We start from the raw sequence: 14,251 nt of genomic DNA, 5'->3' as shown, positions 1-14,251 counted from the left end.
CTAACCCCACCAATTATTTGAATTCCAATGCCAAAGCGGCGCACCACGACTGGCCACGCGCGCTCTGGGGCAACAACTTCAGCTGACGTCCTGTTTCATGCGGCGTAATGGTAATGGTCATGTCCGGCTTTGGCAAAAAGCCTGCACCTTTATCTGGCCACTCGATCAGGCACAGCGCATCTTCGTCGAAGTAATCACGAATGCCCATGTATTCCAGCTCTTCGGGGTCGACCAGGCGGTACAGATCGAAGTGAAAGGCGCGCACGTCGCCGATCTCGTAGGGTTCGACCAGCGTAAACGTGGGACTTTTCACCGCGCCAGCGTGCCCAAGCCCACGAATAATCCCCCGCGACAGCGTGGTCTTGCCCGCGCCGAGGTCGCCTTCGAGGAAGATCAGCCCGGCGCCTGCCGTGACGGCGGCGATACGATTCCCAAGCGCCACCATGGCATCTTCATCGGCCAGGAACAGGGTTACGTCAGACACGGCGACTGCTCCTCCAGCAATTGACGAATGGCGGGGATCAGGTCGCTGGCCGCCAGCCCGCGACCGAAGGTGCCTTGACGATCACCTGCCGTAGCGTGCAGCCACACCGCCAGGCAGCTGGCGTCATAAGCCGGCATGCCCTGGGCCAGCAATGCACCCACCAACCCGGCCAATACATCACCCAGACCGGGCGCAGCCATGGCGGGATGGCCCTGATCACAACGGGCAACGTCCCCATCGGGGCTTGCAATCAGACTGCCAGCTCCTTTGAGAATAACCACGGCATTTAATGTGAGGCTCAGCGCGAGTGCCGCAGTGAGGCGATCAGCTTGAACCTCGGCGGTGGTAATGCCCAGCAAACGCGCGGCCTCGCCCGGATGGGGGGTGATCACGCAATTGGCCGGCAAGTCGACATGGCCTGCAGCGAGCAGGTTCAATGCGTCCGCGTCCCACACCTGCGGCAGTTTGGCGTTGGCCGCCACCGACAACAGGCTTCTGCCCCAGGCTGATTCGCCCAGGCCAGGACCCATGACGATGACCGAGGTTTTTTCCAGCAGGCCCATCAACTGGTTGGCCGAGCTAACGCCCAGCGCCATGACCTCCGGCAGTCGCGCCAGCGCCGCCGGCACATGCTCAGGCCGGGTCGCCAGGGAAACCATGCCGGCGCCACTGCGCAGGGCGCTTTCGGTGCTCAGCAGCGCGGCGCCGCCAAAGCCATGGTCGCCGCCAATGACCAGCAGATGGCCAAACTGGCCTTTATGGGCATCCGGGGAACGTGCAGGCAGTTGCGGCAAATTGCCGGGCAACAGTGGCTGAACGTCGGTTATTTCGTGTTTTGTCTGAGGCATGCGTCTTCAAGCTCCGATGTCTGGCAGAATTATACCCATCTAACCTGTGGTTTCTTGTGTCTCATGCCTGCCATTACCTCCGATCTGCCCGCGCTTGCCCAATCGATCAAAGACTGGGGCCGCGAGCTGGGCTTCCAACAAGTGGGCATCAGCGGCCTGGACCTGGCCGAGCATGAGCAGCACCTGCAACGCTGGCTCGACGCGGGCTATCACGGCGAGATGGACTACATGGGCGCCCATGGCAGCAAACGCTCCCATCCCGAGCAACTGGTGCCGGGCACCCTGCGCGTGGTGTCGCTGCGCATGGATTATCTGCCCGGCGACACCCAGATGGCTCACTTGCTGGCACAGCCGGAAAAAGCCTACATCTCGCGTTACGCCCTGGGCCGCGATTACCACAAGCTGATCCGCAAGCGTGTGCAGCAACTGGCCGACCGCATCCAGGCGCAGATCGGCCCGTTCGGCTTTCGTGCCTTCGTCGACAGCGCGCCGGTGCTGGAAAAAGCCATTGCCGAACAGGCCGGTCTCGGCTGGATCGGTAAAAACACCCTGGTGCTCAACCGCAAGGCCGGCAGTTACTTTTTCCTCAGCGAGCTGTTCGTGGACCTGCCGCTGCCGGTGGATGCGCCCCACAGCACCGAACATTGCGGCCGCTGCACGGCGTGCCTGGATATCTGCCCGACCAATGCCTTCGTCGGCCCCTACGTACTTGACGCCCGGCGCTGCATTTCCTACCTCACCATCGAACTCAAGAGCGCCATTCCCGAGGACCTGCGCCCGCTGATCGGCAACCGCGTGTTTGGCTGCGATGACTGTCAGATCGTTTGCCCATGGAATCGTTTCGCCCGGCCCACCGCCGAAAGCGATTTCAAGCCACGGCACAATCTGGATAACGCAGAACTGGCCGAACTGTTTCTGTGGGACGAGGACAGATTCCTCAGCAGCACCGAAGGCTCACCGCTGCGGCGCGCCGGTTATGAGCGCTGGCTGCGCAACCTGGCAGTGGGCCTGGGCAATGCGCCATCGAGCATTCCGGTGCTGGAGGCGTTGCAGGCGCGTCGCGATTACCCTTCAGAGCTGGTGCGCGAGCACGTGGAATGGGCGCTGAAGCAGCACGCCGGACGTCAGTGAACGTCGTCGTTATAGACGAACTTGGGCATTTCCCAATGAAAGCGGATCGCCAGCAGGCGCAACAGAAAACCGCTGAACAGCGTCAGCAGAATGGCCTGCTCACTGGGCAACTCGAGGTAAAGGCACAGCAGGTAGAACCACGCGGCGAGAAATGAAACGCTGGCGTACAGCTCACGGCGGAACACCAGCGGAATGTCGTTGCAGAAAATGTCCCGCAGGATGCCGCCGAACACCCCGGTGATCACCCCGCTGACCGAAGCCACCAACATGCCATGGCCCATTTCCAGGGCGGTCATGCAGCCAATCAGGGTAAAAGCCACCAGCCCCACGGCGTCCAGCGCGAGAAACAGCGAGCGCAGGCGGCGCATCAACGGTGCGGCGAAGATCGTCACCAGCGCGGCGATCGAAGTCAGTATCAGGTATTCCGGGTGTTTGACCCAGGTCAGCGGGTAGTGGCCGAGCAACACATCGCGCACCGAACCGCCTCCCAGTGCCGTCACACAGGCAATCAGCACCACGCCAAACCAGTCCATGCCGCGCCGACCGGCGGACAGGGCGCCGGTCATGGCTTCGGCGGTGATGGCGATGAGGTAGAGCATCAGCAGCATGCGGGCGGTCCTTGCATGGGCATCAAAGGTGACCGAGTCGCGTCCATCGGGAGCAAGCGCCCACATTTGACTGCGTTCGCAGATCAATGTGGGAGGGGCTTGCTCCCGATAGCGCCAGGCCAGTCAAGACATCTTCAAGCCTTGATGAAATGCTTGCGGTAATGCTGCAACTCGGCAATCGACTCGCGAATGTCATCCAGCGCCAGATGCGTGCTGCCTTTATGAAAGCTGTCTTTAACCTCGGGCGCCCAGCGCGCGGCCAGCTCCTTCAAGGTGGACACATCCAGGTTGCGATAGTGGAAGTAACTCTCCAGCCCCTTCATGTGGGTATAGAGGAAGCGCCGGTCCTGGCAAATGCTGTTGCCGCAGATCGGCGACTTGCCCTTGGGCACCCACTTTTCCAGAAACGCGATGGTTTCGGCTTCGGCGTCGGCCATGCTGATGCGGCTGTCGCGCACGCGCTGGGTCAGCCCGGAGTTGCCGTGGGTGCGGGTGTTCCACTCGTCCATGGTGGCCAGCACCGCGTCGCTGTGGTGGATGGCGATCACCGGACCTTCGGCCAAGGTGTTGAGGTTGCTGTCGGTGACAATCGTCGCCATCTCGATGATGACGTCGGTGTCTGGGTTCAGACCGGTCATTTCCAGATCGATCCAAATCAGGTTCTGTGGGTTCAGCATGGCTTGATTCTCTTGGCACCTTGGCGTAGCCGCGCAGTTTAGCAGGCGGCGGCGTGCTAGACTCGCGACCGTTTCACCCTATCTTTGCATTATCGACACGGAACACCAATGGCCAAACGCCAGCTCAATCGTCGCCAAAACTGGCGCATCGAAAAGATTCAAGGCGAACGCGCCGCGCGCGCCGCCAAACGTGAATCCTCCGCCGTGGAAGCACTCGAGGGTGGCGACCTCGGCCCGGAACAGACGGGCCTGGTGATCGCGCACTTTGGTGTGCAGGTCGAAGTGGAGGCGCTGGAAGGCGAACTCGCCGGCTCAGTGTCACGTTGCCACTTGCGCGCCAACCTGCCGGCGCTGGTCACTGGCGACAAGGTCGTGTGGCGTGCCGGCAACCAGGGCATCGGCGTCATCGTCGCGCAACTGCCGCGCACCACCGAGCTGCGCCGTCCCGACAGCCGTGGTCAGCTCAAGCCTGTGGCAGCCAACGTCGACATGATCGTGATCGTGTTCGCCCCGCTGCCCGAGCCCCATGCCAACCTGATCGACCGCTACCTGGTCGCGGCCGAGCATGCCGGCATTCGCCCGCTGCTGCTGCTGAACAAATTCGACTTGATCGACGATCAGAACGCCCCCGCGCTCAACGCGCTGCTGGCGGTGTACCGCACCCTGGGTTACCCGGTGCTGGAAGTGTCGGCCCATCACGGCGACGGCATGGAACAACTGCAACAGCAGCTAGACGGGCGTATCAGCGTGTTCGTCGGCCAATCGGGCGTGGGCAAGTCGTCGCTGGTCAACAGCCTGCTGCCGGAAGTCGACACCCGCGTCGGCCCGCTGTCGGAGCTGTCCGGCCAGGGCACGCACACCACCACCACCGCACGCTTGTTCCACTTCCCGGGCGGCGGCGAGTTGATCGACTCCCCCGGCATTCGTGAATTCGGCCTGGGCCACGTTAGCCGCAGCGATGTGGAAGCGGGTTTTATCGAGTTCAACGACCTGATCGGTACCTGCCGCTTCCGCGACTGCAAACACGACCGCGAACCTGGGTGTGCGTTGCTCAAGGCACTGGAAGACGGACGTGTGCAGCAGCAGCGGATGAACAGCTATCGGTCGATTATTGCGAGCTTGCCTGAGAGCAGTTACTGAACGTATTGGCGAGCGGGCTTGCCCCGCGCCGGGCTGCGCAGCAGCCCTCATCCAAACGGCTTATTTATTCCAGAAATGATTCATCAGGCTTTGGGGCTGCTGCGCAGCCAAACGCAGGACAAGCCTGCTCGCCACAATAAGCCACAGCCTATTTAGCTATGAACCCGTCCCAGGCACCGTCGGATCCTTCACCCCACCGTCATCGAACAAATTCAGCTTCTGGCGCAGTTCATGGGCCGGTAACGGCTCCTGCCCCGGCGCAATCGCATTCGGGTCGGTGGGCACTTCACCCGGTGCGCCTTCACCCTGGGCGGGTGCCGGTGGCGGCTGATCGCCTTCAATCGCGCGCTGGGCCTTTTTGGTCAGTACGACGATATCGATGCGGCGGTTGACCGGATTGAAGGGGTCCTTGTGATCAAACAGCTGCGAGGAGGCAAACCCCACCACGCGCGCCACTTGCGGGTCCGGATAACTGCCGGCGACCAGCGCACGCCGGGCGGCGTTGGCACGGTTGGCCGACAGCTCCCAGTTGCCGAAGTCGCCCTGGCCCGCGTAAGGCTTGGCGTCGGTATGGCCGCTGATGCTGATCTTGTTCGGCACCGCCTTGATGGTGTCGGCCATGGCCAGCAGGATGTCTTCAAAGTACGGTTTGAGGCGTGCGCTGCCGGAGTCGAACATCGGCCGATTGGCGGCGTCGGTGATCTGGATGCGCAGGCCTTCCGGGGTAATTTCGAACGAAATCTGATCCTTGAACTTGAGCAACTGCGGGTTTTCTTCAACCTTGTTCTGCAACTCCTGCAGCAACAGTTCGAGGCGTTCCTGCTCGACCTGTTCGGCCATGCTCTCGACGGTATCGCGCTCCACGGGAATCTTGTCCTGCGGCGACTCGGTCTGCACCTCCGGGTTGATGGTGCGCTCCGGCGCCAACTGCGGTGATCCACCCAGGTCGATCACAAAGGGCGTGCCGCTTTCCGAGAAGCCGATCGGGTCCTTGAAGTAACCGGCAATGGCGATCTTCTGTTCCGGCGTGGCGGTGGACATCAGCCATAGCACCAGGAAGAACGCCATCATCGCCGTGGCAAAGTCGGCGAAGGCGATCTTCCAGGCGCCACCATGGTGCCCCGCAGCGAAGCGCTTGACGCGCTTGATGATTATCGGCTGGTTGTTTTCCATGGCTTAGCGACCGCGAACCGCTTGCTCCAGCTCGGAGAAACTCGGGCGATGTTTGGGGTAGAGCACCTTGCGCCCGAACTCCACGGCCAGCGACGGCGGCATGCCGGACGCCGACGCCACCAGGCTGGCCTTGATCGCTTCGTACAGATTCACTTCTTCCTTGGCGTCGTGGGCCAGGCAGGTGGCGAGCGGACCGAAGAAGCCGTAGGCCGCCAGGATACCGAAGAAGGTGCCCACCAGCGCCGCGCCGACGTGCATGCCAATGGCCGCCTGGTCACCTTCGCCGAGAGAAGCCATGGTCACCACGATGCCAAGCACTGCCGCAACGATACCGAAACCGGGCATGCCGTCGGCGACGCCGGTCACGGCATGGGATGGATGCTCCAGCTCTTCCTTGAGGCTGAACAGCTCCATGTCGAACAGGCCTTCGAGTTCGTGGGGAGCCATGTTGCCGGAGGACATGATGCGCAGGTAATCACAGATATAGGCGGTCAGGCGCTCGTCCTTGAGCACCGTCGGGTACTTGGCGAAAATCGGGCTGGCCGCGGCGTCTTCGATATCGCCTTCAATGGCCATCATGCCTTCGCGACGACTCTTGTTGAGGATCTCGTAGACCAGACCCAGCACATCCAGATAGAAGGTGTGAGAAAAGCGCGAGCCGAACATGCCCACCGATTTCTTGATCACGTGCATGGTCATGTAGCCGGGGTTGGCCTGCAGGAATGCGCCAAACGCAGCACCGCCGATAATCAGCACTTCGAAAGGCTGGATCAACGCGGCAATTTTACCGTGGGACAAGACGTACCCACCGAGCACACTTGCGATGACGACAATGATGCCGATAATTTTAGCCATAGGGGATCTGTACTTGCGCCGTCGGGTTCATGGACATAGTGGGTGCAGCTGAAAACTCTTGTTCTACTTATCGGCAAAACTGCGCCAGACTATAGCCCGTTAAGGCGAAAAGCCAACTCAGCCCGTTCCGGGCGTATTGAACGCAAGTGATGATCACGCCCCAATGATGGCTAATGAAACCAGCGTCCCAAGTGCCAAACCCGCCACCCTCGCCGCCTGGATCAAGCGCCTGGACGATGTGCTGCTGCCCGTGCCGCAGGCCGCCCATGAGCGCGTGTGCAAGGCCATTCGCGACAGCCGCAGTTCGTTGCGAGATATTGCCGAGCTGATGCAGAACAGCCCGGCGCTGGTGCTCAGCGTGATGCGCGAAGCCAATGGCCACACCCAGGGCAGCATGACGGAACCGGCAGAAAACCTAGAAGTGGCGCTCAACCGCCTGGGCCTCAAGCGCGCCGAAGAACTGCTCGCGCGGCTGCCCTCGGTGCCCGCCCAGGACATCCCGCTGGCCTTGCGCCAATTGCTGCTGGTGAGCCAGCACGCGTCCCAGCAGGCCAGCGGCTTGTTCGCCAGCCGCCTGGCGCGCCTGTGGCAGGACATTCATTGGGGCAGCCTGCTGTTTCTGTCACCGCTGTGGCCGATGGCCGTGGCCTATCCCAAGCTGCTGGAAGAATGGGAGCTGCGGGTTATCCATAAAGGCGAGAGCGCCCGCGCGGTGGAGCAACAGGTGTTCGGCGTGCGCCTTCTGGACCTGTGCCTGGGCCTGACCGAAGCCTGGCACCTGCCGGTCTGGGTGTCCCAGGGTTATACCTTGCTGCGCAACGAGAAACGCCTGCTGGTCAAGGCCTTGCGCATCGCCCGCGAGGATGACGCACTGCGCCACCAGCAATTGCTCGACGCCGAACCCAACCTGCGTCGCTGGCTCAACCAGCCGGCCAATACCGTGCTACTGGCCAACGGCCTGGCGATGTCGGCCCAGGAGTCCTGGACCTGCCCACACGCCGAGCGCTGGCAATACCTCACCGCGCTGTACCTGCAACAGCCGCTGGCCGATGTGCAGCAACAGGCTCACCAGCAGGCCGTCACCAGCGCCCGTACCACCTTGATGCCCGACCTCTGGCACCCGGCGCTGTCGCTGATCTGGCCGTGGCATGTGCAGAAGGTCCATCGCGGCCTGCTGCCGGCGCCACCGCCCACCGCCGAAGCCCTCGCTGTGTGGCGCAGGCACTGCACCGAGTTGTTGCTGGAGCCGAGCCGCTTCGCCAACGCCATGCACCTGACCACCTGCGCCCGGGACGCGCTGGTGGCCAGCGGCATGCAGCGGGTGATGCTGATGATGACGGATCGCGCCCAGAGCACCTTGCGCGTGCATCAGGTTGACGGCCTGCCCCGGGACGCGGCCAACCTGAGCCTGGACGTGGTCAACAGCACGCTGCTGCAGCGCTTGCTGGAGAAGTCCGCCCAGGTGCGCCTTACGCCCGACAACCATGCGCAATTCTCGGCCCTGCTGCCGCCGATCCTGCGCCGCCTGTTCGCTGGCGAACACCTGCTGCTGCGCTCGCTGAGCTGCAATGGCAAGGTGGTGATGCTGATGATCGCCGACCAGGGCGGCGGGCCGTTTTCGGAAACCACCGTGCAGGCCTTCGGCAAAACCGCCCAATGCGTCGAGAAAGCCCTGCACTGCTTTACCAACCGCAGCGCCTGATGCTTGCGCTACAATCGCCCTCCTTTATCACCCACTTTTGTGCCCAGGAGACCTCACATGCCTGACTTCTCTGGCTTGCCGCTGGTGATCGAGTCCAGCGACCTGCTTGGTCAACTGGATGCCGAGCACCTGATTGTGGTGGACCTCACCAGTGCCGCCCGCTACGCCGAAGGGCATATTCCCGGCGCGCATTTCGTTGACCCCAAACGCACCCAACTGGGCCAGCCACCGGCACCGGGCCTGCTGCCGGACAAGGCCGAACTGGAGAAGCTGTTCGGCGAACTGGGCCACACCCCGGACGCCACCTACGTGGTCTACGACGACGAAGGCGGCGGTTGGGCCGGGCGCTTCATCTGGCTGCTCGACGTGATCGGCCACCAGAAGTACCACTACCTCGATGGCGGCCTGCTGGCCTGGCTGGAAGCACACTACCCGCTGTCCACCGAGGCACCCGCCCCGGCTGGCGGCCCGGTCAGCCTCACACTGCACGACGGCCCCACCGCCACCCGCGAATACCTGCAAAGCCGCCTCGGCGCTGCCGATCTGGGCATCTGGGACGCACGCGGCCCGCTGGAGTATTCCGGCGAAAAGGTGCTGGCAGCCAAGGGCGGGCACATCCCCGGCGCCGTCAACTTCGAATGGACCGCCGGCATGGACAAGGCGCGCAACCTGCGCATTCGCCGCGACATGCCGCAGATCCTCGAAGACCTGGGGCTTACCCGCGACAAGGAAATCATCACCCACTGCCAGACTCACCACCGCTCTGGCTTCACCTACCTGGTGGCCAAGGCGCTCGGTTATCCGCGAGTCAAAGGTTATGCCGGTTCCTGGGGCGAATGGGGCAACCACCCCGACACCCCCGTTGAGATTTAAGGTTTAAGGACAGTTAATGAAAAAGCAGTTGTTTATCCTCAGCCAGTACTTGCTGCCGCACCACTTGCTGTCGCGCCTGGCCGGCTGCATTGCCGAGTGCCGTGTGCGCTGGTTCAAGAATGCCTTCACCACCTGGTTCGCCAAGCGCTATCAGGTGGACATGTCCCAGGCCCTGGTGGAAGACGTGACGGCTTACGAGCACTTCAACGCCTTCTTCACGCGTGCCTTGAAAGACGGCGCGCGCCCACTGGACCAGACGCCGGGCGCGGTGTTGAGCCCGGCCGACGGCGCGGTCAGCCAGCTTGGCCCGATCGAACACGGCCGGGTCTTCCAGGCCAAGGGCCACAGCTTCAGCGTGCTGGAGCTGCTGGGCGGTGACGCGGCCGTGGCTGCGCCGTTCATGGGCGGTGACTTCGCCACCGTGTACCTGTCACCCAAGGACTACCACCGGGTGCACATGCCACTGGCCGGCACCCTGCGCGAGATGGTCTACATTCCGGGGCGCATCTTCTCGGTGAACCAGACCACCGCCGAAAACGTGCCCGAGCTGTTTGCGCGTAACGAACGTGTTGCCTGCATTTTCGACACAGAGCGCGGCCCGATGGCGGTAGTGCTGGTCGGCGCGATGATTGTGGCGTCGATTGAGACCGTGTGGGCAGGCCTGGTTACGCCGCCCAAGCGTGAGCTGAAAACCTTCCGTTATGACGAAGCCGCGCGGGCGCCGATTCATTTGGAGAAAGGCGCTGAATTGGGCCGCTTCAAGCTGGGTTCGACGGCGATTGTGCTGTTTGGGCCCGACCAGGTGAAGTGGGCGCAGGAATTGGTGGCCGGCTCGCCGGTGCAGATGGGCCAGGGTATCGGCTCACCCAAAGCCTGACACCGCTCTGAATGTGGGAGGGAGCAAGCCCCCTCCCACATCTTTACTGCATGTCTGCAGTTGGAAACCGCTTAACCCTGCCCGTCGCGTTCGCGAAAGCCCAGCAGATACAACACCCCATCCAGCCCCAGCGTCGAAATCGCCTGTTTGGCCGACTGCTTCACCAACGGCTTGGCGCGGAACGCCACACCCAGGCCAGCAATCGCCAGCATCGGCAAGTCATTCGCGCCGTCGCCCACCGCAATGGTCTGTTCCAGTCGCAAACCTTCCTTGTGCGCCAACTCCCTGAGCAAATCAGCCTTGCGCTGCGCGTCGACAATCGGCTCGACCGCCACGCCGGTCACTTTGCCGTCCTCCACTTCCAGCTCGTTGGCGAACACATAGTCGATGCCCAGCTTGACCTGCAATTGCCTGGCAAAGTAGGTGAAGCCGCCGGACAGGATCGCGGTCTTGTAGCCCAGTCGCTTGAGTTCGGCGAACAGGATTTCGGCGCCTTCGGTCAGGCGCAGCGAAGCGCCGATGGCGTCCAGCACGCTGACATCCAGCCCTTTGAGCAACGCCAGGCGTTCCTTGAAGCTGGCGCGAAAATCCAGCTCGCCGGCCATGGCACGCTCGGTGATGGCCGAGACCTGTTCGCCCACGCCGGCGGCCTTGGCCAGTTCGTCGATGACTTCGGCCTCGATCAGCGTGGAGTCCATGTCGAACACCGCCAGACGGCGGTTGCGCCGGTACAGCGAGTCTTCCTGGAAGGCGATATCGATATTCAATTCCTGCGCCGCACTGAGGAACTCAGCACGCAGGGCCTGCGGGTCGGCCGGTTCGCCGCGCACGGAGAACTCGATGCAGCCCTTGCCCAGGTCGGTCGACGTGTCCAGGGGCATGCGCCGCGACAGGCGGTCGATATGGTCGATATTCAAAGCGTGATGGGCGGTGATCGCGCTGACGCGCTGCAACTGCTCGGCCGTGACCTTGCGGCTCAGCAACGTAACGATGTGGCGCTTATCACGCTGGCCGTCCACCCAGTGCTGGTAATCCGCTTCGGACAGCGGGGTAAAACGCACCTGTTGATCCAGTGTTTGCGCGGTAGACAGGATTTGCGTACGCAGGGACGCAGCCTGTTCTTCGCTCGGGATTTCCACCAGGATGCCGAACGACAGGGTGTCGTGAATCACGGCTTGGCCGATGTCGAGAATGTTCACACCACCCTGGGCCAGAACGCCGGTAATGGCCGCGGTAAGACCCGGGCGGTCAACGCCGGTGATGTTTATCAGGACAATTTCGCGCAAGGCGCACCCCCAGGCTGGAAAAAAACCGCATTCTACCCACTTTCAGTGACCATCGGGCACAGCGAGCGCTTTGCCGGTACAGGGCCTGTCGCTATACTGCGCGTCAACTTCACGGACCAAGAGCCGAGCGCAAGTGAACCGGCCCACGCCAGTAAAAACCGATAACTTCTTCCTGCTGATCTTCCGGGCACTGCGCCATCGCCGTGTGCCGATAGCATTACGCATCGCCAGCCATAACGTGATCCTGGTCGCTCTGGCCCTGGTGATCTACGCCTGCGTGATGGGCTTGCAGTTCAAGCAGGCCATGCACGAGCAGGCTGACGCCCTGGGCGAGAGCCTGACGACCCAGACCGCCACCTCGGCGACCGAGCTGCTGGTGTCCAACGACATCCTCAGCCTCAACGTGCTGCTCAACAACCTGACCAAGAACCCGCTGGTGGCCCATGCCGCCATCTACAGCGTGGACAACCGGATCATGGCCGAAGCCGGGCAACGCCCGAAGAACGGCCTGCTGGGCGAAGCCGAAGGTCTGTACCAGAGCAATATCACGTTTCAGGATGTGAAGGCCGGCCAGTTGCGCATCAGCCTGGACATGCAGCAATTCCAGCAGCCGATGACCATCAGCCTGCAAAGCATGGGCATCCTCAGCGCGATTCTGCTGGCGCTGGCGCTGGCCTTGAGCCTGCGCCTGGGGCGGCATATCTCCACGCCGTTGATGCAACTGCGCATCTGGCTGCGCGATATCGACGAGCACACCCCGGCCACCGACCGCCAGGATGAAATCGGCGACCTCGCGCGCCAGCTCCACGCAAGCTTTGCGCCGGAACCGGTGGTGCCCGAGGTTGAACCCGAGCCCGAATACGACGACACCGATTACGACGACGAACCCGAGTTTGAAGTACGCGACCTGCGCGACCCAGGCTTTGACGAAAGCGCCCCGGTCGCCAGCGCCAAACCAGCACCGCGCCAGGTGATCAGAGCCCAGGAAGACGAACTGGACGACGAAGACCCGTTCGCCGACCTGCGCGACACGTCGGCTGCCAGTCCTGCCGTGGCGCCAAAAGCGGCGGTGGTGAAAAACACCGAACCGCAGCACAGCGCCGTACTCGCCGTGCAACTGGGCTCTCAGGAGCAACTGCGCCGCCTGCCCCGCGCACGCCTGACCGAACTGCTGGAACGCTACCGCGATTGCCTCGATCAGGCTGCCTCGTTGTACCAGAGCGAGCTGCACACCCTGAACGACGGCAGCACGCTGATGCTGTTCCACAGCGAAGACAGCGGTGAGGACTACCTGACCAATGCCATTTGCTGCGGTGAGCTGCTGCGCGCCCTGGGGCATGAACTGCAGATCGAAGTGGCCGACAGCGGCATAACCCTGCAATTGCAGCTGGGCCTGACGGTCGGCGACGATCTGTTCGGCATGAGCCAGATCGACTTGCTGCTGACCGAAATCGCCCAGGATGCGCTGGCGCTGTCCCAGCACAGCCGCAACCTGCTGCTGGTGGAACGCAAGATCAGTGAAGACGGGCTGATCCGCCAGCGCGCGCGCATTCGCCCGATTGCCAGCCCTGAGGGAGCGAGCTGCGTGGAGCGGTTGATGGAGCCGTACCCATCGATGCTGGAGCGGCAGCTGGCGCGGATGCATGAGACCCGTAGCAAGCCCTGAACAACACGGTAAAACCACAATGTGGGAGGGGGGCTTGCTCCCGATAACGGTGTATCAGTCACCGATGAGTTGACTGACCGACTGCTATCGGGAGCAAGCCCCCTCTCACATTTGCCTGGGTGCCAGGACTTGAATCCTGGCCAAACAAAAGGCCCGCTTACTCAGCGGGCCTTTTTGTTGAAGCGGTTTTGGCTCAGAACCTGAACACTTCCATATCCGTACGAATCGGCGTGGCCATCGGCATCTTCGGCTTTTCCGGCGCGGCCGGCTTGGCCTGCGCGGGTGCTTGCCTGCGCGTGGCTTCGGCAATCGGCGGCTGGTTGGCCAATGGCTTGAGAGCCACCGACAACTGCTGCGCCAACTGCTGCAACAACACGCCCTGAGCCTGGACCTGGGACGCGGTGGTGCCGGCATGCTCTTCCTGCAGGTGCACGATGCGGTTATCGCGCACCTGACCACGGCGGTCGATCAAACGCCACTGCGCATCGAGGATCGCCGGCTGCGACTTGCCGGAGTCAAGCCGGGTGATGGTCAACAGCACCTGCACATCCGGGGCGAAGCCGGTGGGCGCAGGCGCCAGTACCACACGCTGGCTGTCGAGCTGACCGGCCACCTGGCGCAGCATCAACTGGTTGATGTCGGACGACAGGCTGCCCGCCCAACGACCATCCAGGGAACCTTGCAGGCTGCCGTCGCTCTGACGTTGCAGCAGGGTTTCGCGTTGCAGGTAGTCGGCAACCACCACCGGACCCAGTAATACAGCCATGCCAGCAGTTTGTGCCGGCTGAGCCGGACTTCCGCTGTCCAGCTGGTACAGCGACACCGGCTGGTGCGTGCTGCAACCCGCCAGCCCCAATAGGCCAGCGAGCATCAAAAATAGAGGAAGGCGTGGAGCAGTCATCATCCCATCCAGGTGGCTGCCACAAGGCGA

General features: G+C 62.7%; 14 protein-coding genes. 6 read left to right on the top strand and 8 right to left on the bottom strand.

What is annotated here, in order from left to right; all coding sequences use genetic code 11:
• Positions 1-13 precede the first annotated feature (13 nt).
• Both tsaE and LUB09_RS08965 read right to left on the bottom strand, forming a co-directional pair.
• Positions 14-484 (bottom strand): tRNA (adenosine(37)-N6)-threonylcarbamoyltransferase complex ATPase subunit type 1 TsaE, encoded by a 471-nt coding sequence (gene tsaE, locus LUB09_RS08970; RefSeq protein ID WP_057010245.1) that lies wholly within the window; start codon positions 482-484, stop codon positions 14-16.
• Positions 472-1,332, bottom strand: a complete 861-nt coding sequence (locus LUB09_RS08965; RefSeq protein ID WP_231422385.1) for an NAD(P)H-hydrate dehydratase — start codon at positions 1,330-1,332, stop codon at positions 472-474. The genes tsaE and LUB09_RS08965 overlap by 13 nt, the downstream gene beginning before the upstream one ends.
• Positions 1,333-1,395: 63 nt before the next feature.
• Here LUB09_RS08965 and queG point away from each other — a divergent pair, with 63 nt between their 5' ends.
• Positions 1,396-2,463, top strand: a complete 1,068-nt coding sequence (gene queG, locus LUB09_RS08960; RefSeq protein WP_231422384.1) for a tRNA epoxyqueuosine(34) reductase QueG — start codon at positions 1,396-1,398, stop codon at positions 2,461-2,463.
• Here queG and LUB09_RS08955 read toward each other — a convergent pair.
• Positions 2,457-3,071 (bottom strand): trimeric intracellular cation channel family protein, encoded by a 615-nt coding sequence (locus tag LUB09_RS08955; RefSeq protein ID WP_057010242.1) that lies wholly within the window; start codon positions 3,069-3,071, stop codon positions 2,457-2,459. The genes queG and LUB09_RS08955 overlap by 7 nt on opposite strands.
• Positions 3,072-3,205: 134 nt before the next feature.
• Positions 3,206-3,748 carry an oligoribonuclease gene (gene orn, locus LUB09_RS08950; protein ID WP_209987873.1) on the bottom strand — a complete coding sequence of 181 codons (543 nt, stop codon included), beginning with the start codon at positions 3,746-3,748 and terminating at the stop codon, positions 3,206-3,208.
• A 108-nt stretch (positions 3,749-3,856) separates the two neighbouring features.
• On the opposite strand from orn, the gene rsgA reads away from it, so the two are divergent.
• Complete coding sequence (gene rsgA, locus LUB09_RS08945) at positions 3,857-4,888, top strand: small ribosomal subunit biogenesis GTPase RsgA (protein ID WP_003236258.1); 1,032 nt, start codon at positions 3,857-3,859, stop codon at positions 4,886-4,888.
• 156 nt (positions 4,889-5,044) lie between these two features.
• Here the strand turns inward: rsgA and motB are convergent, their stop codons facing one another.
• Together motB and motA are read right to left on the bottom strand one after the other, a co-directional pair.
• Positions 5,045-6,061, bottom strand: coding sequence for a flagellar motor protein MotB (gene motB, locus LUB09_RS08940; protein WP_209987870.1), 1,017 nt, complete (start codon positions 6,059-6,061; stop codon positions 5,045-5,047).
• A 3-nt stretch (positions 6,062-6,064) separates the two neighbouring features.
• Positions 6,065-6,916, bottom strand: a complete 852-nt coding sequence (gene motA, locus LUB09_RS08935) for a flagellar motor stator protein MotA (RefSeq protein ID WP_003236261.1) — start codon at positions 6,914-6,916, stop codon at positions 6,065-6,067.
• A gap of 166 nt (positions 6,917-7,082) precedes the next feature.
• Here motA and LUB09_RS08930 point away from each other — a divergent pair, with 166 nt between their 5' ends.
• The 3 genes from LUB09_RS08930 to asd are packed head-to-tail and all read left to right on the top strand — an operon-like array spanning position 7,083 to position 10,368.
• Positions 7,083-8,618 carry an HDOD domain-containing protein gene (locus LUB09_RS08930; RefSeq protein ID WP_231422452.1) on the top strand — a complete coding sequence of 512 codons (1,536 nt, stop codon included), beginning with the start codon at positions 7,083-7,085 and terminating at the stop codon, positions 8,616-8,618.
• A gap of 57 nt (positions 8,619-8,675) precedes the next feature.
• Positions 8,676-9,491, top strand: coding sequence for a rhodanese-like domain-containing protein (locus LUB09_RS08925; protein WP_231422383.1), 816 nt, complete (start codon positions 8,676-8,678; stop codon positions 9,489-9,491).
• A gap of 16 nt (positions 9,492-9,507) precedes the next feature.
• The gene (asd, locus tag LUB09_RS08920; protein ID WP_209987864.1) at positions 9,508-10,368 is read left to right on the top strand and encodes an archaetidylserine decarboxylase; all 861 of its coding nucleotides are present in this window, start codon (positions 9,508-9,510) and stop codon (positions 10,366-10,368) included.
• A gap of 71 nt (positions 10,369-10,439) precedes the next feature.
• On the opposite strand, the gene serB is transcribed toward asd, so the two are convergent.
• The gene (gene serB, locus LUB09_RS08915) at positions 10,440-11,654 is read right to left on the bottom strand and encodes a phosphoserine phosphatase SerB (RefSeq protein WP_209987860.1); all 1,215 of its coding nucleotides are present in this window, start codon (positions 11,652-11,654) and stop codon (positions 10,440-10,442) included.
• 133 nt (positions 11,655-11,787) lie between these two features.
• Between serB and LUB09_RS08910 the strand changes: the two genes are divergently transcribed.
• Positions 11,788-13,320 (top strand): AhpA/YtjB family protein, encoded by a 1,533-nt coding sequence (locus LUB09_RS08910; RefSeq protein ID WP_209987857.1) that lies wholly within the window; start codon positions 11,788-11,790, stop codon positions 13,318-13,320.
• Between the two features lie 193 nt (positions 13,321-13,513).
• Here LUB09_RS08910 and LUB09_RS08905 read toward each other — a convergent pair whose 3' ends face one another.
• Positions 13,514-14,224, bottom strand: a complete 711-nt coding sequence (locus LUB09_RS08905; RefSeq protein ID WP_231422382.1) for a PqiC family protein — start codon at positions 14,222-14,224, stop codon at positions 13,514-13,516.
• Positions 14,225-14,251: the final 27 nt, after the last annotated feature.

It is taken from the genome of Pseudomonas sp. Leaf59, from assembly GCF_920984685.1.
GTDB lineage: Bacteria > Pseudomonadota > Gammaproteobacteria > Pseudomonadales > Pseudomonadaceae > Aquipseudomonas.
The sequence above is the reverse complement of the archived record's forward strand: the minus strand, read 5'-3'. Positions and strand labels throughout refer to the sequence as shown.

Coding starts and splice junctions, on each gene's coding strand:
- LUB09_RS08965 (WP_231422385.1), bottom strand. CDS start 1,332: ATGCCTCAGACAAAACACGAAATAACCGACGTTCAGCCACTGTTGCCC.
- queG (WP_231422384.1), top strand. CDS start 1,396: ATGCCTGCCATTACCTCCGATCTGCCCGCGCTTGCCCAATCGATCAAA.
- LUB09_RS08955 (WP_057010242.1), bottom strand. CDS start 3,071: ATGCTGCTGATGCTCTACCTCATCGCCATCACCGCCGAAGCCATGACC.
- orn (WP_209987873.1), bottom strand. CDS start 3,748: ATGCTGAACCCACAGAACCTGATTTGGATCGATCTGGAAATGACCGGT.
- rsgA (WP_003236258.1), top strand. CDS start 3,857: ATGGCCAAACGCCAGCTCAATCGTCGCCAAAACTGGCGCATCGAAAAG.
- motB (WP_209987870.1), bottom strand. CDS start 6,061: ATGGAAAACAACCAGCCGATAATCATCAAGCGCGTCAAGCGCTTCGCT.
- motA (WP_003236261.1), bottom strand. CDS start 6,916: ATGGCTAAAATTATCGGCATCATTGTCGTCATCGCAAGTGTGCTCGGT.
- LUB09_RS08930 (WP_231422452.1), top strand. CDS start 7,083: ATGGCTAATGAAACCAGCGTCCCAAGTGCCAAACCCGCCACCCTCGCC.
- LUB09_RS08925 (WP_231422383.1), top strand. CDS start 8,676: ATGCCTGACTTCTCTGGCTTGCCGCTGGTGATCGAGTCCAGCGACCTG.
- asd (WP_209987864.1), top strand. CDS start 9,508: ATGAAAAAGCAGTTGTTTATCCTCAGCCAGTACTTGCTGCCGCACCAC.
- LUB09_RS08905 (WP_231422382.1), bottom strand. CDS start 14,224: ATGATGACTGCTCCACGCCTTCCTCTATTTTTGATGCTCGCTGGCCTA.